Annotated in this window: 19 protein-coding genes; 13 read left to right on the top strand and 6 right to left on the bottom strand. The window is 51.4% G+C overall.

Features of this window, described 5'->3' with window-relative positions:
• Positions 1-2 precede the first annotated feature (2 nt).
• The gene (locus CHU32_RS15995) at positions 3-710 is read right to left on the bottom strand and encodes a GntR family transcriptional regulator (RefSeq protein WP_103676275.1); all 708 of its coding nucleotides are present in this window, start codon (positions 708-710) and stop codon (positions 3-5) included.
• 273 nt (positions 711-983) lie between these two features.
• Here CHU32_RS15995 and CHU32_RS15990 point away from each other — a divergent pair, with 273 nt between their 5' ends.
• Both CHU32_RS15990 and CHU32_RS15985 read left to right on the top strand, forming a co-directional pair.
• Positions 984-2,597: an alpha-glucoside-specific PTS transporter subunit IIBC gene (locus CHU32_RS15990; protein WP_103676276.1), complete on the top strand. Its 1,614-nt coding sequence runs from the start codon at positions 984-986 to the stop codon at positions 2,595-2,597.
• Positions 2,594-3,916: a 6-phospho-alpha-glucosidase gene (locus tag CHU32_RS15985; protein ID WP_103676277.1), complete on the top strand. Its 1,323-nt coding sequence runs from the start codon at positions 2,594-2,596 to the stop codon at positions 3,914-3,916. Before CHU32_RS15990 ends, CHU32_RS15985 begins: the two co-directional genes overlap by 4 nt.
• Before the next feature lie 42 nt (positions 3,917-3,958).
• On the opposite strand, the gene CHU32_RS15980 is transcribed toward CHU32_RS15985, so the two are convergent.
• Positions 3,959-4,651 (bottom strand): GntR family transcriptional regulator, encoded by a 693-nt coding sequence (locus tag CHU32_RS15980; protein WP_103676278.1) that lies wholly within the window; start codon positions 4,649-4,651, stop codon positions 3,959-3,961.
• A gap of 273 nt (positions 4,652-4,924) precedes the next feature.
• Here CHU32_RS15980 and CHU32_RS15975 point away from each other — a divergent pair, with 273 nt between their 5' ends.
• Both CHU32_RS15975 and CHU32_RS15970 read left to right on the top strand, forming a co-directional pair.
• Entirely contained in the window at positions 4,925-6,541 is a 1,617-nt protein-coding gene (locus tag CHU32_RS15975) for an alpha-glucoside-specific PTS transporter subunit IIBC (protein ID WP_103676279.1), read from the top strand.
• Entirely contained in the window at positions 6,538-7,860 is a 1,323-nt protein-coding gene (locus CHU32_RS15970; protein WP_103676280.1) for a 6-phospho-alpha-glucosidase, read from the top strand. The genes CHU32_RS15975 and CHU32_RS15970 overlap by 4 nt, the downstream gene beginning before the upstream one ends.
• 33 nt (positions 7,861-7,893) lie before the next feature.
• On the opposite strand, the gene CHU32_RS15965 is transcribed toward CHU32_RS15970, so the two are convergent.
• Complete coding sequence (locus CHU32_RS15965) at positions 7,894-8,757, bottom strand: helix-turn-helix transcriptional regulator (protein ID WP_103676281.1); 864 nt, start codon at positions 8,755-8,757, stop codon at positions 7,894-7,896.
• Positions 8,758-8,926: 169 nt separating this feature from the next.
• Here CHU32_RS15965 and CHU32_RS15960 point away from each other — a divergent pair, with 169 nt between their 5' ends.
• The 5 genes from CHU32_RS15960 to CHU32_RS15940 all read left to right on the top strand — a co-directional run bounded on the left by CHU32_RS15960 (position 8,927) and on the right by CHU32_RS15940 (position 13,594).
• Entirely contained in the window at positions 8,927-10,642 is a 1,716-nt protein-coding gene (locus CHU32_RS15960) for a solute:sodium symporter family transporter (RefSeq protein ID WP_103676282.1), read from the top strand.
• Complete coding sequence (locus CHU32_RS15955) at positions 10,639-12,132, top strand: sulfatase-like hydrolase/transferase (protein ID WP_103676283.1); 1,494 nt, start codon at positions 10,639-10,641, stop codon at positions 12,130-12,132. The genes CHU32_RS15960 and CHU32_RS15955 overlap by 4 nt, the downstream gene beginning before the upstream one ends.
• A gap of 238 nt (positions 12,133-12,370) precedes the next feature.
• Complete coding sequence (locus CHU32_RS15950) at positions 12,371-12,718, top strand: YidH family protein (RefSeq protein ID WP_103676284.1); 348 nt, start codon at positions 12,371-12,373, stop codon at positions 12,716-12,718.
• Positions 12,708-13,070 carry a DUF202 domain-containing protein gene (locus CHU32_RS15945; RefSeq protein ID WP_103676285.1) on the top strand — a complete coding sequence of 121 codons (363 nt, stop codon included), beginning with the start codon at positions 12,708-12,710 and terminating at the stop codon, positions 13,068-13,070. Before CHU32_RS15950 ends, CHU32_RS15945 begins: the two co-directional genes overlap by 11 nt.
• Before the next feature lie 14 nt (positions 13,071-13,084).
• Positions 13,085-13,594 (top strand): radical SAM protein, encoded by a 510-nt coding sequence (locus tag CHU32_RS15940; protein WP_245880228.1) that lies wholly within the window; start codon positions 13,085-13,087, stop codon positions 13,592-13,594.
• A gap of 10 nt (positions 13,595-13,604) precedes the next feature.
• Here CHU32_RS15940 and CHU32_RS15935 read toward each other — a convergent pair whose 3' ends face one another.
• Positions 13,605-14,438 carry an EamA family transporter gene (locus CHU32_RS15935; protein ID WP_103676390.1) on the bottom strand — a complete coding sequence of 278 codons (834 nt, stop codon included), beginning with the start codon at positions 14,436-14,438 and terminating at the stop codon, positions 13,605-13,607.
• 119 nt (positions 14,439-14,557) lie between these two features.
• Positions 14,558-14,647 carry a type I toxin-antitoxin system toxin TisB gene (tisB, locus tag CHU32_RS15930; RefSeq protein WP_103676286.1) on the bottom strand — a complete coding sequence of 30 codons (90 nt, stop codon included), beginning with the start codon at positions 14,645-14,647 and terminating at the stop codon, positions 14,558-14,560.
• Positions 14,648-15,168: 521 nt separating this feature from the next.
• Between tisB and ivbL the strand changes: the two genes are divergently transcribed.
• The 4 genes from ivbL (at position 15,169) to CHU32_RS15910 (ending at position 18,645) form a co-directional block, all read left to right on the top strand.
• Entirely contained in the window at positions 15,169-15,270 is a 102-nt protein-coding gene (gene ivbL / locus CHU32_RS15925) for an ilvB operon leader peptide IvbL (protein ID WP_103676287.1), read from the top strand.
• A gap of 103 nt (positions 15,271-15,373) precedes the next feature.
• Positions 15,374-17,062: an acetolactate synthase large subunit gene (gene ilvB, locus CHU32_RS15920; RefSeq protein WP_103676288.1), complete on the top strand. Its 1,689-nt coding sequence runs from the start codon at positions 15,374-15,376 to the stop codon at positions 17,060-17,062.
• 3 nt (positions 17,063-17,065) lie between these two features.
• Positions 17,066-17,356 carry an acetolactate synthase small subunit gene (ilvN, locus tag CHU32_RS15915; protein ID WP_103676289.1) on the top strand — a complete coding sequence of 97 codons (291 nt, stop codon included), beginning with the start codon at positions 17,066-17,068 and terminating at the stop codon, positions 17,354-17,356.
• A 254-nt stretch (positions 17,357-17,610) separates the two neighbouring features.
• Positions 17,611-18,645, top strand: a complete 1,035-nt coding sequence (locus CHU32_RS15910; protein WP_103676290.1) for a glycosyltransferase family 52 — start codon at positions 17,611-17,613, stop codon at positions 18,643-18,645.
• A 2-nt stretch (positions 18,646-18,647) separates the two neighbouring features.
• On the opposite strand, the gene CHU32_RS15905 is transcribed toward CHU32_RS15910, so the two are convergent.
• Entirely contained in the window at positions 18,648-19,433 is a 786-nt protein-coding gene (locus tag CHU32_RS15905; RefSeq protein WP_103676291.1) for a DeoR family transcriptional regulator, read from the bottom strand.
• Between the last annotated feature and the right edge of the window lie 165 nt (positions 19,434-19,598).

The following is a 19,598-nucleotide window of genomic DNA, read 5'->3' as shown; positions in this document are numbered from 1 at the left end:
GCTCAGGCATGTACGCGCAACAGGTGATAATCCACCTGATATTCGCTGGCATTGCGGAACATAATCGAATAATTCAGAAATTCGCCGCTATCACTGTAGGAAAGTGACGTAATACGTAATAGCGGCGTATCCTCTTCAATCAGCATTAATTGCGCCATTTTCTTATCTGCCAGCACCGGCGACAGACTTTCATAGTTGCCGGTAATCGTTATCCCACACTCATTTTCAATATAATGAAATTTAGACCCCTCCAGATGGGCGATCGACAGGTTGCGAAACAGTTTCACCGGCATATAACTGTCTTCCAGCATAATCGGCTTATCATCGACATAGCGTAGTCGTCTGGAATAATAAATTCGTTCATCCGTCTGGATGCGAAGCTGCCGGGCAATGGCGGGCGGTGCGGGCATCACAACGAATTCCAGCACCTTACTGAATACAATCCTGCCCTGACTTTCCATCACCTCACATAACCCTGTCAGGTTCGTCGTCTCCTGATAAACATCTTTTTGAATAACGTACGTTCCGCTACCGTGCTTACGTTCAACCAGCCCCCGCTGTATTAATAACTCAATAGCTTTACGGATCGTCATACGCGATACGCCATATTCCTCCGCCAGCTTTTTCTCGCCGGGCAACGGGCTACCGACATGATAGTTTTCTGAATTCAGACGCAATCTGAGTTTATCGGCGATTGATTTATAGATCATCGTTAGACCTCTCCATGTCATGAGCCAGGGTGAAAAAATAGAGATTTTTCAACAAAAAAGCAGGTGCTGAAGCAGTAAGTTTTCAGGGCCCTTATCAACATGTCTAGCATTTATAAGAAAGTAAGACAACTTTGCTGAAATTAAAATCATGAGTTTGATCACAAATAATTTTAACGCCCCATGAGTTTTAATTCGCCGCTTTTTATTGTGAGTTCAGCAGGACGCTATCAGAAAAATAAATACCCTACATGCTTTTTATCGAGGACGTGAAAAATGCTCAGTCAAATTCAACGCTTTGGTGGTGCAATGTTCACCCCGGTACTGCTATTCCCTTTTGCGGGTATCGTGGTTGGCATTACTCTTATGTTACAAAACCCGCTATTCGTGGGCGAGTCATTAACCGATCCAAACTGCTTATTTGCGCAAATCGTACATATCATTGAGGAAGGTGGCTGGACGGTTTTTCGTAACATGCCGCTGGTTTTTGCAATTGGTTTACCCATCGGTCTGGCAAAACAGGCTCCGGGCCGGGCATGCCTTGCAGTCATGGTCAGTTTTTTAACCTGGAATTACCTCATCAATGCCATGGGCACCACCTGGGGCGGCTTTTTCGGCGTTGATTTTAGTGTCGATCCAGTGGCCGGAAGTGGCCTAACTATGATGGCGGGAATAAAAACGCTGGATACCAGTATCATCGGTGCCATTGTTATTTCCGGTCTGGTAACGGCATTACACAACCGTTTTTTTGATAAGCCGTTACCGGTATTCCTTGGCACGTTTCAGGGCACATCATTTGTGGTGATCGTGGCTTTTCTGGCGATGATCCCCTGTGCCTGGCTGACGCTATTGGGCTGGCCGAAAGTCCAGCTGGGCATTGAGTCCCTGCAGGCGTTTTTGCGTAACGCCGGCGCAACTGGCGTGTGGTGCTACATTTTCCTGGAACGTATCCTGATTCCTACCGGGCTACATCATTTTGTCTACGGGCCTTTTATGTATGGGCCAGCTGCGGTCGAGGGCGGCATCCAGGTCTATTGGGCGCAGCATCTGCTGGAATTTAGTCAATCAACCCAGCCGCTGAAAACGCTGTTCCCGGAAGGGGGATTTGCGATGTTCGGCAACTCGAAAGTGTTCGCCGCTCCCGGTATTGCGCTGGCTATATACTCAGCAGCAGCGCCTGCCAATCGTAAGAAAGTCGCGGGCCTGCTCATTCCCGCCGCGTTAACCGCCATGCTGGTTGGCATCACCGAACCGCTGGAATTTACCTTCCTCTTTATTTGTCCGCCGCTGTTTGCCCTTCACGCTGTGCTGGCAGCGACCATGGCAACCACGATGTATATCGCTGGCGTTTCTGCGAACTTGCAGGGCGGGTTGATTGATACCGTGATCCCGCAGGTATGGATACCGTTATTCCATAACCATACGGCGATGATATTCACGCACATTGCTATCGGTTTGCTGTTTTCGGTCATCTATTTCGTACTTTTCCGGGCGATCATTCTGCGCTTCAACCTGAAAACCCCGGGGCGTGAAGACAGTGAAGTGAAGCTGTATACCAAAGCTGATTATCGGGCGGCACGCGGGCAAACCACTGCGGCAGCGGACGTTAAACTTGGCCAGGCTGCTGGTTTTCTTCAGGCGCTGGGCGGTGCGGGCAATATCGAAAGCATTAATAACTGCGCTACCCGCCTGCGAATTGTGCTGATTGATATGGCGCAAACCCAGAGTGACGATGTTTTTAAAGCCCTTGGCGCACACGGCGTGGTCCGGCGCGGTAATGGTATTCAGGTCATTGTCGGTCTGCATGTGCCGCAAGTACGCGAGCAACTCGAAGCGCTTATTACCACATCATCAAATGAATCTATCCCCATGACAGAGGCTGTATCATGAAAAAATTCTCCGTAGTTATCGCCGGCGGCGGCAGTACTTTTACACCAGGCATTGTACTGATGTTACTGGCAAACCAGCATCGCCTGCCGCTGCGTTCGTTGAAATTCTATGACAATGACGGCGCGCGTCAGGAGATAGTCGCCGAAGCGTGCAAAGTGATTATGCAGGAGCAGGCCCCAGAGATTGACTTCAGCTATACCACTGACCCTGAAACGGCGTTTACCGATGTCGATTTTGTGATGGCGCATATTCGCGTTGGCAAATACCCGATGCGCGAGAAGGATGAAAAAATTCCGCTGCGCCACGGCGTGCTGGGCCAGGAAACCTGCGGACCGGGCGGTATTGCTTACGGCATGCGCTCCATCGGCGGCGTGCTGGAGCTGGTGGATTACATGGAAAAATACTCGCCGAACGCGTGGATGCTGAACTACTCCAACCCGGCGGCCATTGTTGCAGAAGCGACCCGTCGTCTGCGGCCAAATGCGAAAATCCTTAATATCTGTGATATGCCGATCGGTATCGAAGGACGGATGGCACAGATTGCTGGTTTACAGGATCGCAAGCAAATGCGCGTGCGCTACTATGGTCTGAACCATTTCGGCTGGTGGACATCCATTGAAGATTTGCAGGGTAACGACCTGATGCCAAAACTGCGTGAATATGTTGCGCAACATGGTTATGTGCCGCCGTCAAACGACCCGCATACCGAGGCCAGCTGGAACGATACTTTCGCTAAAGCGAAAGATGTTCAGGCGCTGGACCCGCAGACCATGCCGAACACTTATCTCAAGTATTATCTGTTCCCGGATTACGTGGTTGCTCACTCGAACCCGGAACGCACGCGTGCGAATGAAGTAATGGACCATCGCGAGAAACACGTTTTCAGCGCCTGCCGGGCGATCATCGAGGCCGGGACTTCTGCCGCCGGGGAGCTGGAAATTGATGAACATGCCTCTTACATCGTGGATCTGGCTGCGGCTATCGCCTTCAACACCCAGGAGCGGATGCTGCTGATTGTGCCGAATAATGGCGCTATTTCTAACTTCGATGCCGATGCGATGGTCGAAATCCCCTGCCTGGTCGGCAAAAATGGACCGCAACCGTTGACAGTGGGTGAGATACCACACTTCCAGAAAGGGATGATGAGCCAGCAGGTGATGGTGGAAAAACTGGTGGTGGACGCGTGGGAAGAGGGGTCTTACCAGAAACTGTGGCAGGCAATTACCCTCTCCAGAACCGTGCCGAGTGCCTCAGTGGCCAGGGCCATCCTCGATGAATTGATTGAGGCTAATCGCGAATACTGGCCGGAGCTGCATTAAGCCGGTTGTCTGGCTACCCGTAAGCGCGGGTAGCCAGCAATATCAAAAATAGTGATCTTCCCGATATTCACTGGTATTGCGATACATTATCGAATAGTTAATAAAAACATTTTGCCGACTGTAGGTGAGAGAGTTAATACAGAGTATTGGCGTCTTTTCTTTCACCTCCAGCAGCGCCGCAATCGGATTTTCTGCCAGAATTGGCGTCAGGCATTCATAGTTTCCCCCAATCTGAATCCTGGCTTCTTTTTCAATATACTTGAACTTTGACCCTTCCAGATGCGAAATCGACAGATTACGAAACAGGCGCACTGGCATATAACTATCTTCAATCATAAGAGGTGTATTATTTACTGAACGAATTCTTCTTGAATAATATACTTTCTCCTCTGCGCCTAATTGCAACTGTGCTGAGACAGCGTCGGTTGCCAACTGGATCTGGAAAGTCAGAACCTGACTGGTGATCTTACCGTGAAAGTTTTTCATTGCTTTAAAGAATCCGGGTAAATTTTGGGTCCCGGGATAAACATTCTTATGCATGATAAATGTACCGCTGCCGTTTTTCCTGAACACTAACCCCCAGTTGACTAAAAGATCGATCGCCTTGCGAATGGTCATTCTTGATACCCCAAACTCTTCTGCCAGCCGGTATTCTCCAGGCAGTGGACTTCCAACAGCGTATTCCGCTGTGCCAATACGAATACGTAAGGTATTAGCAATGTCTTTGTAGATCATCAGTAGACCTCTTTCCCTTGAAGTAAGCAGCTTATTGCATTGTGTAATCATTTGAAAAATAGAGATTTTATTTTTTGATGCTTTTTTTACTTTTTCATCCTGCCCAGAATTTTTGAAAAAACTGTACAGGTTGAGAAAAATAAAAACTTGAGCCTTATCACAAATAAAAATTTTCTGGTAATCGGAATTTACGTTTCTTGTTTTATTGTGCCGGTGAGAGTTGTTGCTTTCGAAATTATATAGGGTGTTTGCACAATATATAAGGATTAAAAGATGCTAAGTCAAATACAACGTTTTGGCGGGGCTATGTTTACGCCCGTACTCCTGTTTCCTTTTTCTGGAATGGTTGTGGGTGTCGCTATTTTGTTACAAAACCCAATGTTTGTTGGTGAGTCGTTAACTGCTCCAGATTGTTTATTTGCACAAATTATTCATATTATCGAAGAGGGCGGCTGGACGGTGTTCAAAAATATGCCGCTGGTATTTGCAATCGGCTTGCCCATTGGCCTGGCGAAAAATGCACAGGCGCGGGCCTGTCTCGCTGTGATGATGAGTTTCCTTACCTGGAATTATTTTATCAATGCCATGGGAACCACCTGGGGTGGTTTTTTTGGTGTTGATTTTAGTATTGATCCGGTCGCCGGAAGTGGCTTAACCATGATGGCGGGCATCAAGACATTAGATACCAGTATTATCGGTGCCATTGCTATTTCCGGCTTTGTCACAGCGTTACATAACCGTTTTTTTGATAAACGGCTGCCAACTTTTTTAGGGACATTTCAGGGCACGTCATTTGTGGTGATTGTGGCATTTCTGGCGATGATCCCCTGCGCCTGGCTGACGTTATTCTGTTGGCCTAAAGTGCAAATGGGCATTGAGTCTCTGCAGGCATTCTTGCGCACGTCCGGGGCGCTGGGCGTATGGGTATATACCTTCCTGGAACGTATTCTGATCCCAACCGGGCTGCATCATTTTGTCTACGGTCCATTTATGTTCGGTCCGGCGGCGGTGGAAGGCGGGATTGGCGTTTATTGGGCGCAGCATCTGCATGAATTTAGCCAAACGACGGAATCAATCAAAACCCTCTTTCCGGAAGGCGGATTCGGTTTGTTCGGCAACTCGAAAGTATTCGGCGCACCAGGTATTGCACTGGCGTTCTATTACACCGCCGCGCCTGAGAATCGTAAAAAAATTGCGGGGCTGTTAATCCCGGCGACGTTAACCGCCATCCTTGTCGGCGTCACCGAGCCGCTGGAGTTTACCTTCCTCTTTATCTGTCCGCCGCTGTTTGCCCTCCATGCCGTTCTGGCGGCAACCATGGCAACTACGATGTACCTCGCTGGCGTGTCGGCTAACCTGGGCGGTGGGCTTATTGATACCTTCATTCCCCAGGTCTGGCTGCCGTTGTTCTACAACCACACCATGATGATCGTTACCCAAATCGTCATTGGTCTGATTTTTACCGGTATTTATTTTGCTCTCTTCCGCTGGCTCATTCTGCGCTTCAACCTCAAAACGCCGGGTCGTGAAGACAGTGAAATCAAACTCTACACCAAAGCCGATTATAAAGCTGCACGCGGGCAGGCCGCTGCTGCTGTCGATCCGCAGAGTAGCCAGGCGGCTGGATTCCTTCAGGCGCTGGGTGGTGCGAGCAATATCGAATCTGTTAACAACTGCGCCACGCGGTTACGTATTACCCTGGTCGATGTCACCAAAATGGAAAGCGACGACGTTTTCAAAGCGTTCGGCGCACACGGCGTGGTGCGGCGAGGCAATGCGATACAGGTGATTGTCGGGCTGAATGTGCCCCAGGTACGCGACCAGCTTGAATCCCTGATGAAAATCCCCTTAACGAAACCATCTCAATCCATGACGGAGGCTGTATCATGAAAAAATTCTCAGTGGTGATTGCTGGCGGCGGCAGCACCTTTACGCCCGGTATTGTGTTGATGTTACTGGCAAACCAGGACCGGTTGCCGCTGCGCTCGCTGAAGTTCTATGACAATGACGGCGCGCGTCAGGAGATTGTCGCCGAAGCCTGTAAAGTGATCATGCAGGAACAGGCTCCTGACATTGACTTCAGTTATACCACCGACCCGAAAACGGCCTTTAGCGATGTCGATTTTGTGATGGCGCATATTCGCGTTGGCAAATACCCGATGCGTGAAAAAGACGAAAAAATCCCGCTGCGCCATGGCGTGCTGGGCCAGGAAACCTGCGGGCCAGGCGGGATCGCCTATGGTATGCGCTCCATCGGCGGCGTGCTGGAGCTGGTGGATTATATGGAGCAATATTCGCCGAACGCATGGATGCTGAACTATTCCAACCCGGCGGCCATTGTTGCGGAGGCCACCCGTCGCCTGCGCCCGAACGCCAAAATCCTCAATATCTGCGACATGCCGATCGGTATCGAAAGCCGTTTCGCACAGATAGCCGGGTTGCAAAGCCGTAAACAGTTGCGCACGCGTTACTATGGCCTGAATCATTTCGGCTGGTGGACATCCATTGAAGATCTGGATGGTAATAACCTGATGCCGATGTTGCGTGCGCATACCGAAAAACATGGCTATGTCCCACTATCCAGCACGGAGCAAACGGAAGTCAGCTGGAATGACACCTTTGTCAAAATGAAAGATGTTTGCCTGCTGGACCCGGATACGCTGCCGAATACTTACCTGAAATACTACCTCTGCCCGGACTATGTTGTGGCACATGCTAACCCGGAACGCACGCGTGCTAATGAGGTGATGGACCATCGCGAGAAGCATGTTTTTAACGCATGCCGTGCGATTACCGCTGCGGGGAATTCAACCGCAGGCGAGCTGGAAATTGATGAGCATGCCTCTTACATTGTGGATCTGGCAGCGGCTATCGCCTTCAACACCCAGGAGCGGATGCTGCTAATTGTGCCAAATAATGGCGCTATCCCTAACTTCGATGCCGATGCGATGGTCGAAATCCCCTGTCTGGTGGGAAAAAAGGGGCCAGAGCCGCTAACCGTGGGGGATATTCCCCATTTCCAGAAAGGGATGATGGGCCAACAGGTGATGGTGGAAAAACTGGTGGTGGATGCATGGGAAGAACGTTCTTATCAGAAACTGTGGCAGGCGATCACGCTCTCTAAAACCGTGCCGAGCGCGTCGGTGGCGAAAGCCATCCTGGATGATTTGATTGAGGCTAATCGGGAGTACTGGCCGGAGCTGCATTAATATTTTAGCCGGATAGGGTCGTCCTGTCCGGCGTTATTTCCCCTGCCGCAGCACCGCCGACGGCGCATAGCCAAACTTCCGCTTAAATGCTTTGCTGAAATGAAAGGAATCAAAGAAATTCAGCATATCGGCCACGCTGCTCACCGAATTACCCTCTTGTTTCAGTAATGACAGCGCCAGATCCAGCCGTGCGTCGAGGTAATATTCTTTTGGCGTCTTCCCGGTGTAGCGCAGGAAAAGACGGCGCAAATACTGCTCGCTGCACTGCATCCACTGCGCCATCTCTGCCACGCTCCACTGTTTTTGCAGGTCGGCGTGTAAATGGCTAATCAGTTTTTCTATCTGAATAAGCTGGCGATCTTTAGTGCCGTTTTCAACAATCAGGCAAATCCACTGATAAATAATTTTTGTAAGAAAGGCAACGGCCAGATTATTTTTTAACGAATTGCGGCTGGCTATAAGCGCGGCAACTTCATTGAGTTCATTCTTAAACGCATCACCATTATAAATAATAGCTTGCTGCAATAATGGAATTTCCATAACGCTGGTAGGGACAAATTCCATCCAGTACTGTTCCCAAAGTAAACCGTCACAATGATAAGACTTTATATCAGTTGGTTTTAAGAATATAACGCAATTACCGTTGAGCGTAATTTCGGAATTGTCGTGAAGCAGGATTTTTCCACAGCCCTGAAGGGTATAAACTGCCACCCAGGAGTTAGCGATGAGCGGCTTCTTTTTGTCGCGCGGCCACATGACACGGTAGCTTTCATCGGCCAGGGTGTGCCATAACGAGATGAGCGAAATTCCGCTCGAGATCACATTTTCTTCAAGAACTAACGGAATATTGTAGGTGGTTTCGTTTTTTACATGCGAAAACTGAATTTTTCCATTCATTTTAATTTCCCGTCAGCGAATTATGCCCGCAACCTGAAATGAAATTTACCAGATAACGTTCGTTTCAGGGAACCCTGCTTGTATTTTGAGAAATCGAACAGCCTGGGTCCGGTCTGCATTTATTCCTCTGCACCTTCAGCCGGACATAATCATAAATAAGGGCAATAAGATGAATATTCAGCAAATTGTGAGCTTTATCGCGTTTACTCTGCTGGTGGCGGTGATTACCTGGTGGAAGTTACGTAAAGCTGACACCGGTTCGCAACAGGGATATTTTCTGGCGGGGCGCTCGCTTAAAGCGCCGGTGATTGCCGCCTCCCTGATGCTGACCAACCTTTCTACCGAACAATTAGTCGGCCTGACCGGGCAGGCATACCGCAGCGGAATGTCGGTGATGGCGTGGGAGGTGATTTCAGCCATTCCACTCATCTTTCTGGCGCTGATTTTTCTGCCGCGTTATTTGCAACGCGGCATCGCGACCATCCCTGATTTTATTGAAGAGCGCTACGATAAAACCACCCGCATTATCATTGACTGCTGCTTTTTGATTGCCACCGGGATCTGCTTTTTACCTATCATCCTGTACTCCGGCGCGCTGGCGTTTAACAGTATGTTCCACGTAGGTGAAGCCTTTGGTATTTCACAGACCAGCGCGATTTGGGCGATGGTCATCGTGCTGGGCATTTGCGGCATTCTGTATGCGGTGATCGGCGGCATGCGTGCCATCGCCATCGCCGATGTGATCAACGGTATTGGCCTGGTGATTGGCGGACTAATGGTGCCGTTTTTCGGCCTGCTGGCGATGGGGGGCGGCAGTTTCTCTCGCGGTTTTGCGCGCCTGACCAGCGATCACAGCCAGATGCTAAATTCGATTGGTGGCAGCCACGATCCGGTGCCAATTGGCGCGGCGCTGACCGGGCTAATTCTGGTCAACACCTTCTACTGGTGTACTAACCAGGGCATCGTCCAGCGCACGCTGGCGTCAAAAAGCCTCTCGGAAGGGCAGAAAGGCGCATTGTTGACCGCCGTGCTGAAAATGCTCGATCCGCTGATCCTGGTTCTGCCGGGCGTGATTGCCTTTCACCTGTTTCAGGATCTGCCGAAAGCCGATATGGCTTATCCGGCGCTGGTTAACAAAGTCATGCCGCTGCCGCTGATTGGTTTCTTCAGTGCCGTCTTATTTGGTGCGATTATTAGCGCGTTCTGCGGCTTTTTGAATAGCGCTTCCACGCTGTTCAGCCTCGGCATTTATCGCCGCATCATCAACGAAAAGGCCACCTCTGAACAGCTAGTGAGCGTGGGCCGCCGCTTTGGTTTTATTGTGGCGATTATCTCGGTACTGGTCGCACCGTGGATCGCCAACGCGCCGCAGGGGCTTTATTCGTGGATGAAGCAGCTTAACGGCATCTACAACGTACCGCTGGTCACGATTGTGATCATGGGCTTTTTCTTCCCGCGTATTCCGGCTATCGCTGCGAAGGCGGCGATGTTCTTCGGTATTTGCAGCTATATCGTCATCAACTACCTGGTGAAATTCGACTTCCATTTTCTCTACGTGCTGGCCTGCACCTTCTGTATCAATGTGGTACTGATGCTGGTGATTGGGGTTATCAAACCCCGCGCTACGCCGTTTCAATTTCACGATGCCTTTGCGGTCGATATGAAACCGTGGAAAAACGTCAAAGTCGCCTCCGTTGGCGTGCTTTTCGCCATGATTGGCGTCTATTCGGCGCTGGCGCAGTTTGGCGGCTACGCCTCCCAATGGCTGACCATGATCAGCTACGGCATCGTTATCGCCGTTGTCTTCTACCTGCTTTACAGCGCCTGGCACGAACGTCGTACCGCGCCCGCCGTTTACGCTACTGATGCTAAGGAAAAACCATGAGTCGCCCTAATTTTTTATTCATCATGACTGACACGCAGGCCACCAATATGGTCGGCTGCTATAGCGGCAAGCCGCTGAATACCAATCATATCGACCGACTGGCGGAGGAAGGCATTCGTTTCAATTCTGCTTACACCTGCTCGCCGGTCTGTACCCCCGCGCGCGCGGGCCTGTTTACCGGCATCTATGCAAACCAGTCCGGCCCGTGGACCAATAACGTTGCGCCCGGTAAAAATATCTCGACGATGGGGCGCTACTTCAAAGATGCGGGTTATCACACCTGCTATATCGGCAAATGGCACCTCGACGGCCATGACTACTTCGGCACCGGCGTGTGTCCGCCGGAATGGGATGCGGATTACTGGTACGACGGGGCTAACTATCTCTCTGAGCTGACGGATGAGCAGATCAGCCTGTGGCGCAACGGGCTGAACAGTGCGGACGATCTTACTGCCCATCATATTGATGAAACCTTCACCTGGGCGCACCGCATCAGCAACCGGGCGGTGGATTTCCTGCACCAGCCGCAGCGTAACGATCACCCCTTTTTGATGGTTGTCTCCTACGATGAACCCCACCATCCCTTCACCTGTCCGGTGGAGTATCTGCAAAAATATGAGGATTTTTACTACGACCTTGGCGCAAAAGCGCATGACGATCTGGCCACGAAGCCGGAGCACCACCGCCTGTGGGCGCAGGCAATGCCATCACCGGTCGGCGCGGACGGGCGTTATCATCATCCGATGTATTTTGCCTGCAACGATTTCGTTGACGATCAAATTGGCCGGGTGATCGACGCCCTCACGCCGGAACAGCGTGACAATACCTGGGTAATTTATACCTCCGATCATGGCGAGATGATGGGCGCGCACAAACTCATCAGTAAGGGCGCGGCGATGTATGATGATATCACCCGTATTCCCCTGATCATCAGGCCACCCCACGGTGAACCGGAGCAGGTGGATACGCCGGTCAGTCATATCGACCTGCTGCCCACGCTGATGTCGCTGGCGGGTATCGACAAGCCCGCTATTCTGCCTGGGGAGAATATCCTTGCAGCGGCGGAGTCGCGCGGCGTAATGGTGGAATTTAACCGCTATGAGATTGAACATGACAGTTTCGGCGGATTTATTCCTGTCCGCTGTTGGGTGACCGACCGTTATAAGCTGGTGCTTAACCTGTTTACCAGCGATGAGTTATATGACCGGCATAACGATCCCGATGAGCTGCATAACCTGATTGACTCGGTTGAGTTCGCTGATGTGCGCAACCGGATGCACGATGCGCTGCTGGATTACATGGATAAAATCCGCGATCCGTTTCGTACCTATCAGTGGAGCCTGCGTCCGTGGCGTCAGGACGCACAGCCGCGCTGGATGGGCGCTTTCCGCCCACGCCCGGAAGATGGCTATTCTCCGGTGGTGCGCGATTACGACACCGGCCTGCCGACGCAGGGCGTGAAGGTGGAAGAGAAGAAGCAGAAATTCTGATCGCGACGGCCTCGATTGATTGTTTTTGCCCTCCTGCCGGGCGGCGCAGCGCTTGCCCGGCCTACCATGCCTGGATGACTCCAGCCCGGCAGGTGTGGGTATTGCCAGCAATGCAAACACCTGCCATCGTAAGTCGCTATCAGTAAAGACACACTCCCGTTATGCATGAAGCTTTCTCTTGTGTGCGTATTACGTTTATTCTGTCCGCACGGGAAATAATCAAAAGAAAGGAGCAGTGATGAAAATCTCCCGCCTCGGGGAAGCGCCGGACTATCGCTTCTCGCTGGCAAATGAACGTACATTTTTAGCATGGATACGCACCGCGCTGGGTTTTCTGGCGGCGGGCGTTGGGCTGGATCAGCTTGCGCCAGACTTTGCCACACCCGCTATTCGCGAGTTACTGGCGCTTTTGCTGTGTTTGTTTGCCGGAGGATTATCGATTTACGGCTATCTTCGCTGGCTGCGTAATGAAAAGGCAATGCGCCTCAAGGAGGACTTACCCTATACACGCAGCCTGTTGGCCATTAGCGTAATTCTACTGATTGTGGTGGTTATTGTGATGGCGCTGGTGTTGTATGCCGGATAGCCGCAAAGCGCGCCGCCAGCAGGACCCGGGCCTGCAACCAGAACGCACATCGCTGGCCTGGTTTCGCACATTGCTGGGTTATGGTGCTCTTATGGCGCTGGCGGTAAAGCATCACTGGCATCAGGCTGGCGCGTTATTCTGGGTTTCTATCGCCGTGCTGGCCGTGGTGGCTATGCTGCTATGGCGCTATACCCGTAGCCGCAGCCTGATGGATGTAGAGCAGGGTGATTTTGTTCAGCCGCGCGTAGTGCGTGACAAATTTTTGATCTCCCTCGCGGTCCTGTCCCTCGCATTGTTGTTTGCTATTACGCATATTCGTCAGCTTATCTTATTCATTCACCAGTACCTGTGAAAGGACGCTACATCATGGAAGATGCCTGCTTTGAGCCTTACCTTCACCGCCCACACGAAATGCGGGTTAGCCATGCGATCGGCCAGCAGCCGCAGCAGGTCTATCGTTATCTGCGTGAGTTGTCGCTGCCCGACATTCATTTTTTCCCGCTGGTTGAGCGGAATAAGCAGGGGCAGCTTAGCGCAGAATCGCTGACGGGCGACGTCTGGGGCCGTTTTTTGCGCGCCGTTTTCGATATCTGGGTGAGAGAAGATATCGGGCGTGTTTCGGTCTCGCTGTTTGACGCGACGCTTAACGTCTGGCAAGGCACGCCGCGCTGTGACATCGCGCCTGAAAGCGTCTGTGCGGCATGCTACTGCTGTGAACAACGCCGTTTTTGTTCAGGGTGCGGTATCGCCAGCGATAGCGTGTTATGCAGCGGCTACCGCCAGTTTTTTGCCTACAGCGCGCCGTATATGCGGGTCATGCGCGACCTTATTAAACAGCACCGTTCGCCGATGGAATTGATGGTAATGCTGCGCTAAATGTTGCGGTTCACGCCAGTCGTAGCAGCACTGCTCCTGCCGCTATCCCACAGGCGGCGAGAACGCGCAGCGGCGTCACCCGCTCTTTCAGAAAAACGGCGGCGATCAGCGCGCCAAACAGGATCGAGGTTTCGCGCAGGGCAGCAACTACCGCCAGCGGTGCCTGAGTCATCGCCCACAGCGCCAGGCCGTAAGATCCCATCGTACCTATGCCGCCAGGAATACCTTTCTTCCAGTGGCGCACCAGATAACGCGTGGCGTCGTGACGACGCGCCACCATCGCCCAGCTCAGCAGGCAGACGCCATTCATCAAAAAGGTCCACAACGTATAGCCGAGCGCGGTGCCGGAAACGCGCACGCCGTTGCCGTCAACCAGCGTATAGCTGGCAATAAAACAGGCGTTCAGCAGGGCAAGATAAACGCCTTTTTGCAAACGTAGACGCCCGTTAAAGGCCATCGCGAGAATAGCGACACAAATAACGCCGATGCCCGTCCATGCCAGGTCAGAAAGATGCTCGCCGAACACACTCACGCTGACCAGCGCGACCAGTAGCGGGGCCGTGCCGCGCATCAGGGGATAGGTCTGGCTCATATCGGAGATTTGATAGGTTTTGGCCACCAGCACCGTATACACCACCTGTAAGGCGCAGGAGGCGATCAGATAAGGCACGCTTGCCAGCGTTGGCTGTATAGAAAAAGGCAGCATGACCAGCGCAATAAGCGCTGCAGAACCGCTTACGCTAATGGCAGAGTAGAGTTTATCGCTGCCCGCTTTGACGATGGCATTCCAGCTCGCGTGCAGCATCGCGGCGAAGAGCAGAACGCAAAAAACGGTGAGGGTCATGGTGTAGAAGAGTGATGGGTTGTCACAAAAACGTAACATAATAATGAGAAATGAAACCAGCGAAAATTTATGAGAGAGGGGCGGTTTCCCGCCCCTCTCAGGTGCGGCTTGAACCTGATTTACCGCAGGTATTTCAGGACAGCATCAAGCAGTTGCAGCAAGGCAACAATGAGTTTCAGGATAAGAATGACCATATCCATTTCGCCCATACGCTTCTCCTTTGGGTAAAGGAGCACGACCGACTGGCGTACCTTTCCGCCGCCTGTTGCCAGCCGTATTGTTGGCGTAACACAGTGTGCTCTCTCGGGGTTAAGGCACTGACGGCACCACCCGTTTCAGCCAGGACATCTATCGCGCCGTTATAGAGCGGACCCCAAATGTCACACTGCGAACATAACCATTATAGATAAATACTGTATTTATGAACAGTATTTTATGGACAAAAAAAGGACCCTGATCCATACTCAACGGGTCAAAATAGCAACTGAAAATTGCGCGTTCTTGCGAGATCGCGTATACTTCTCGCGTTGACGTAACACAGTGTGCTCTGCGGCTACCACCCGCAGAACCCTGAAAAAACCTCGCTCCGGCGGGGTTTTTTGTTTTAACAACTTTATAACTAAAATGTGATCGATAACCCAATTCTGCCGCGACGCGCAAAAAGCGGTTGTTTCAGGCGAAATCCTGTGCTTGTATAAAACCACATCAACAATGAGCAACCAGGTCCCTAATGAACCCTTCCATGCTGAATACGACGCTACTAGCAACCGCGCTACCCGCTGCGGCTGTCGTCGTACGTGTGGTGGTGGTGGTCGTCGGCAACGCGCCGTAGGGTCCGGAACACACGATTCCAAAACCCCGCCGGCGCAAACCGGGCGGGGGTTTTCGTTTAAGAACCTGCCCGGTAGGTCGGCCCAGAAGAAAAGGACTGGAGCATGGCAAGTTCGGGCACAATATCGCAGACCACGCGCTACACCGGCGCGCAGTTAATCATTCATTTACTGGAGCGTCAGGGCATTACCACGGTCGCGGGTATTCCCGGCGGGACAGTGCTGCCCCTCTATGATGCGTTAAGCCAAAGTAAAACCATTCGTCATGTGCTGGCGCGTCATGAGCAGGGGGCGGGCTTTATCGCGCAGGGAATGGCGCGTACCGAAGGAAAACCTGCCGTCTGTATTGCCTGTAGCGGCCCGGGGGCGACTAACCTTGTCACCGCAATTGCCGATGCACGCCTCGACTCGATCCCGCTGGTCTGCATCACCGGTCAGGTTCCCGCGTCAATGATTGGCACCGACGCTTTCCAGGAAGTTGACACCTACGGCATCTCTATCCCCATCACCAAGCACAACTACTTAGTACGCCATATCGCTGAACTGCCGCAGGTGATAAGCGACGCGTTTCGTATTGCCCAGTCCGGACGACCAGGACCGGTGTGGATAGACATTCCTAAGGATGTGCAGACCGCCGAAATCGAACTCAGCGCGCTGCCGGAGCCGGGCGGACGTGCGCCAGCGCCTGCCTTTGAGACGCGAAGCATTCAGGATGCGGCAGCGATGATCAACGCCGCCGCCCGTCCGGTGCTCTATCTGGGCGGCGGTACAATTAATGCGCCGGAGCAGGTGCGGTTGCTCGCGGAGAAAGCGAACCTGCCAACCACCATGACGCTGCTGGCATTAGGCATGCTGCCAAAAGCGCATCCGCTGTCGCTGGGCATGCTGGGCATGCACGGTGCGCGCAGCACCAACTTCATCTTGCAGGAGTCCGACCTGCTGATCGTGCTCGGCGCGCGTTTTGATGACCGGGCGATAGGTAAAACCGCTGAATTCTGCCCGAACGCGAAAATTATTCACGTCGATATCGACCGCGCAGAGCTTGGGAAAATTAAACAGCCGCACGTGGCGATCCAGGCTGACGTGGGCGAGGTACTGGACGCGCTGCTCCCGCATATCGAGGCGCAGCCGCGTGCAGCCTGGCGCGCGCTGGTGGCCGATTTACAGCGCGAATTTCCTGGCGCAATCCCGCAGGCTGGCGACCCGCTCAGCCATTACGGCCTGATCAACGCGGTCGCTGCCTGTGTGGACGATAGCGCGATTGTGACTACCGATGTGGGCCAGCATCAAATGTGGACCGCCCAGGCTTATCCGCTCAACCGTCCGCGCCAGTGGCTGACCTCGGGCGGTCTGGGTACCATGGGCTTTGGCCTGCCAGCAGCAATTGGCGCGGCGCTGGCGAATCCCGATCGTAAAGTGCTGTGCTTTTCCGGCGACGGCAGCCTGATGATGAATATTCAGGAGATGGCCACTGCGGCTGAAAATAATCTGGACGTCAAAATCATTTTGATGAATAACGACGCGCTGGGGCTGGTCCATCAGCAGCAGAGCCTGTTCTACAAACAGGGCGTATTTGCCGCCACTTATCCCGGCAGCGTGAATTTTATGCAGATTGCCGCCGGATTTGGTCTGCAAACTTGTGACCTGAATGCCGAAAGCGATCCGCAGGCGGCCTTGCAGGAAATCATTGCCCGGCCGGGCCCGGCACTGATCCACGTGCGTATTGATGCTGGTGAAAAAGTGTATCCTATGGTTCCGCCGGGTGCGGCAAATACTGAAATGGTGGGGGAATAAGCCATGCAACAAGCGACTTGTGAAAACGTTATTCTGGAGCTAACCGTGCGTAACCACCCGGGCGTCATGACTCACGTCTGCGGTCTGTTCGCCCGCCGCGCCTTTAACGTTGAAGGTATTCTCTGTCTACCGCTACAAAACACCGAGCTCAGCCGTATCTGGCTGCTGGTCAACGATGACTGGCGACTGCCGCAGATGATAAGCCAGGTAGAGAAACTGGAAGACGTGGTCAAAATCAACCGTAGTCAGTCCGATCCCACTATGTTTAACAAGATTTCCGTTTTTTTTGAGTAATCCATAATGTCTGAGCAAGGGGGTCCTTGCTCATTTGGATTATCAATAATTTTTGCCGCAGAAACCCGTTAAGAGAAAGGGCACTTATTTTTCAGGTTGGTTTTTTCATTCGTCAATGGAAAGTCATTTCTTTTTCCGAACATAATAAAATATTGCCAATAGTTACGACAATGAGGTATTAGATATAGCTTCTTTACGATACCATGTTGTAATGGTATCATTAGCAAAATTGAAGTGATAAGAGCGGGTAAGTGATGGAAACTGTTGAACATTTTTTTATTGTTTGCTCTCCACTTCAGCTCAGAATTGTGTCACAAATTAAAGCACAATATGCTAATGCACGCTTTCATGTGATCTACCTCAAAACACGGGTAGAGCTAAAACCATACATATATGAAGTGATCGATCGGGATTTTGATTCTGGATTAGTCGCTAATATGGATTATGGTTTTATCAACATGCTTAAAATTAGGCAATTCCTAAAGCATAAAAATATTGGCTATGTGTATATGGCAAATATTAGCCATCTGTCAGTACAGTATATATTAAAGATGCTGCCGAAAGATGTAATTATCAGAACATTCGATGACGGGATTTTAAGTATCAATTCCGCAGGCTATCTTGATCGGCAAATAAAGTTACGCAAAGGGATGAGCCGTAAGTTAACGCGTTTGTGGTTGGGTAAATCCTATGATATCAGAGGGATAGCTGAGAGAAGCGAGCTACACTATTCGATAGTTAAGAATGAAAATAAAAATATGAATGTAAAATGTGACGTGGTTTACATTGATATTCTTGCGGATAAATCAGTTGTGACGGATTCTGAAAAGAATACGCCTGGCCGGAACGGAGAAATTAACGTTTTTGTTGGTTCCAAGTTTAAGGATATTCTGTTCCAGAAAAACGATGACAATCTTGCTGCATTGGTAAATAAAATAAAATCCATCGTTACTCCAACGCGATCTTTTCTTTATTTACGTCATCCACGAGAGAAAAGTAATCAGCTCTTTGGGATGAAAGAAATGGTGATCAACTCGATTTCTGAAGACTATATTTACCAGCTATCCTCAACGTACCAGAGGGTCAACGTCTATGGTTTCGCCAGTACCTGTCAGCTTAATGTGATGAAATTAGATAATGTTCACCTCACGCTGCTAAAAACCTCACTTATTCGGCCCGATATCCGGGATTCCTTTGTGTTGTTCTCGGATAGTGACAAAGTCACCATTTACGATCTGGATACCGCTGATACGACGGTCGATCGGGTGCCCGCTCTCAGCCTCTCCTGACCTCATTCGCTCTCCGATTCTGGGGTAATAACCTTTACAAAACCGTTCCGGCAGTGTGTGGCGTAATCAGCCGGTAGCGCGCGATCGCTTATCAGCACATCAAACGCTGACAGCGGCCCTATGCTGGCAGGTGCCACCTCATCAAACAACGCATGACGCGCCAGCAGGATCTTACGCAGGCCATGCTCTATGGCTTTACGTTTGGTCGCGAGGTCGTCCGGGTTAAACCAGGTGATGCCAAAATGGCCATGTACACCGCTGGCGGAAATAAAGACTTTCCGTGGATTCAGTGAATCCAGCGGCGAGGGGTTAGCAGTGTCGTAGAATGCGTCACTTTTTGCCCGCCAGGTGCCGCCGCAGAGTATGGCTGTGGCATTCGGTTTTTCACTAAGGGCGATAAATACCCGGTGTGAGTAGCAAATACCGGTAAACGTGATGTCATCAGGGATCATATTAATCACCAGCGGCATCTCCGGCCCGTTATCAAAGAAGACCAGATCGTTTTCGCTCACCAACCCGGCTGCCAGAATAGCGACTGGCATATCGTCCTGATGATACGTGGCCTGGCGCGGTGACATCGGCGCGGGCTGGGCCGGTTTATTCACCATTACGATATAGCCACCCAGCAGTGTAAGCGGCAGCGGCTCGCTGTCTTCCTGACTAAAATCACGGCGAATGGTCATGACCGAGACTTCGAGCATCCGCGCGGCATCTTTAAGATGAATGCGGTCGGTTTTCTTGAGCAGCTCCATCAGGCGGCGAATACGTTCTTTTTGCTTGGTCTCCATTATTCCCCTTAATGTTTCTTAAGTAACATTATGATGTCGTCAGAAACATGGCGACTGCGCATTACTATACTGGGTGTGATCCAGAAAGAAAAGCGGGTTAACGCGGGTTTCTTTCATTTTAATCTTTATAATATCAATAAATTACCGATTATACCTGTTTCGCTT

The organism is Superficieibacter electus, assembly GCF_002915575.1.
GTDB classification, from domain to species: domain Bacteria; phylum Pseudomonadota; class Gammaproteobacteria; order Enterobacterales; family Enterobacteriaceae; genus Superficieibacter; species Superficieibacter electus.
This window is presented reverse-complemented; position numbering and strand designations above follow the sequence as displayed.

What these genes read in the sequence shown, in the direction of transcription:
- CHU32_RS15995 (WP_103676275.1), bottom strand. Translation starts at nt 710, where the DNA reads ATGATCTATAAATCAATCGCCGATAAACTCAGATTGCGTCTGAATTCA.
- CHU32_RS15990 (WP_103676276.1), top strand. Translation starts at nt 984, where the DNA reads ATGCTCAGTCAAATTCAACGCTTTGGTGGTGCAATGTTCACCCCGGTA.
- CHU32_RS15985 (WP_103676277.1), top strand. Translation starts at nt 2,594, where the DNA reads ATGAAAAAATTCTCCGTAGTTATCGCCGGCGGCGGCAGTACTTTTACA.
- CHU32_RS15980 (WP_103676278.1), bottom strand. Translation starts at nt 4,651, where the DNA reads ATGATCTACAAAGACATTGCTAATACCTTACGTATTCGTATTGGCACA.
- CHU32_RS15975 (WP_103676279.1), top strand. Translation starts at nt 4,925, where the DNA reads ATGCTAAGTCAAATACAACGTTTTGGCGGGGCTATGTTTACGCCCGTA.
- CHU32_RS15970 (WP_103676280.1), top strand. Translation starts at nt 6,538, where the DNA reads ATGAAAAAATTCTCAGTGGTGATTGCTGGCGGCGGCAGCACCTTTACG.
- CHU32_RS15965 (WP_103676281.1), bottom strand. Translation starts at nt 8,757, where the DNA reads ATGAATGGAAAAATTCAGTTTTCGCATGTAAAAAACGAAACCACCTAC.
- CHU32_RS15960 (WP_103676282.1), top strand. Translation starts at nt 8,927, where the DNA reads ATGAATATTCAGCAAATTGTGAGCTTTATCGCGTTTACTCTGCTGGTG.
- CHU32_RS15955 (WP_103676283.1), top strand. Translation starts at nt 10,639, where the DNA reads ATGAGTCGCCCTAATTTTTTATTCATCATGACTGACACGCAGGCCACC.
- CHU32_RS15950 (WP_103676284.1), top strand. Translation starts at nt 12,371, where the DNA reads ATGAAAATCTCCCGCCTCGGGGAAGCGCCGGACTATCGCTTCTCGCTG.
- CHU32_RS15945 (WP_103676285.1), top strand. Translation starts at nt 12,708, where the DNA reads ATGCCGGATAGCCGCAAAGCGCGCCGCCAGCAGGACCCGGGCCTGCAA.
- CHU32_RS15940 (WP_245880228.1), top strand. Translation starts at nt 13,085, where the DNA reads ATGGAAGATGCCTGCTTTGAGCCTTACCTTCACCGCCCACACGAAATG.
- CHU32_RS15935 (WP_103676390.1), bottom strand. Translation starts at nt 14,438, where the DNA reads ATGACCCTCACCGTTTTTTGCGTTCTGCTCTTCGCCGCGATGCTGCAC.
- tisB (WP_103676286.1), bottom strand. Translation starts at nt 14,647, where the DNA reads ATGGGCGAAATGGATATGGTCATTCTTATCCTGAAACTCATTGTTGCC.
- ivbL (WP_103676287.1), top strand. Translation starts at nt 15,169, where the DNA reads ATGAACCCTTCCATGCTGAATACGACGCTACTAGCAACCGCGCTACCC.
- ilvB (WP_103676288.1), top strand. Translation starts at nt 15,374, where the DNA reads ATGGCAAGTTCGGGCACAATATCGCAGACCACGCGCTACACCGGCGCG.
- ilvN (WP_103676289.1), top strand. Translation starts at nt 17,066, where the DNA reads ATGCAACAAGCGACTTGTGAAAACGTTATTCTGGAGCTAACCGTGCGT.
- CHU32_RS15910 (WP_103676290.1), top strand. Translation starts at nt 17,611, where the DNA reads ATGGAAACTGTTGAACATTTTTTTATTGTTTGCTCTCCACTTCAGCTC.
- CHU32_RS15905 (WP_103676291.1), bottom strand. Translation starts at nt 19,433, where the DNA reads ATGGAGACCAAGCAAAAAGAACGTATTCGCCGCCTGATGGAGCTGCTC.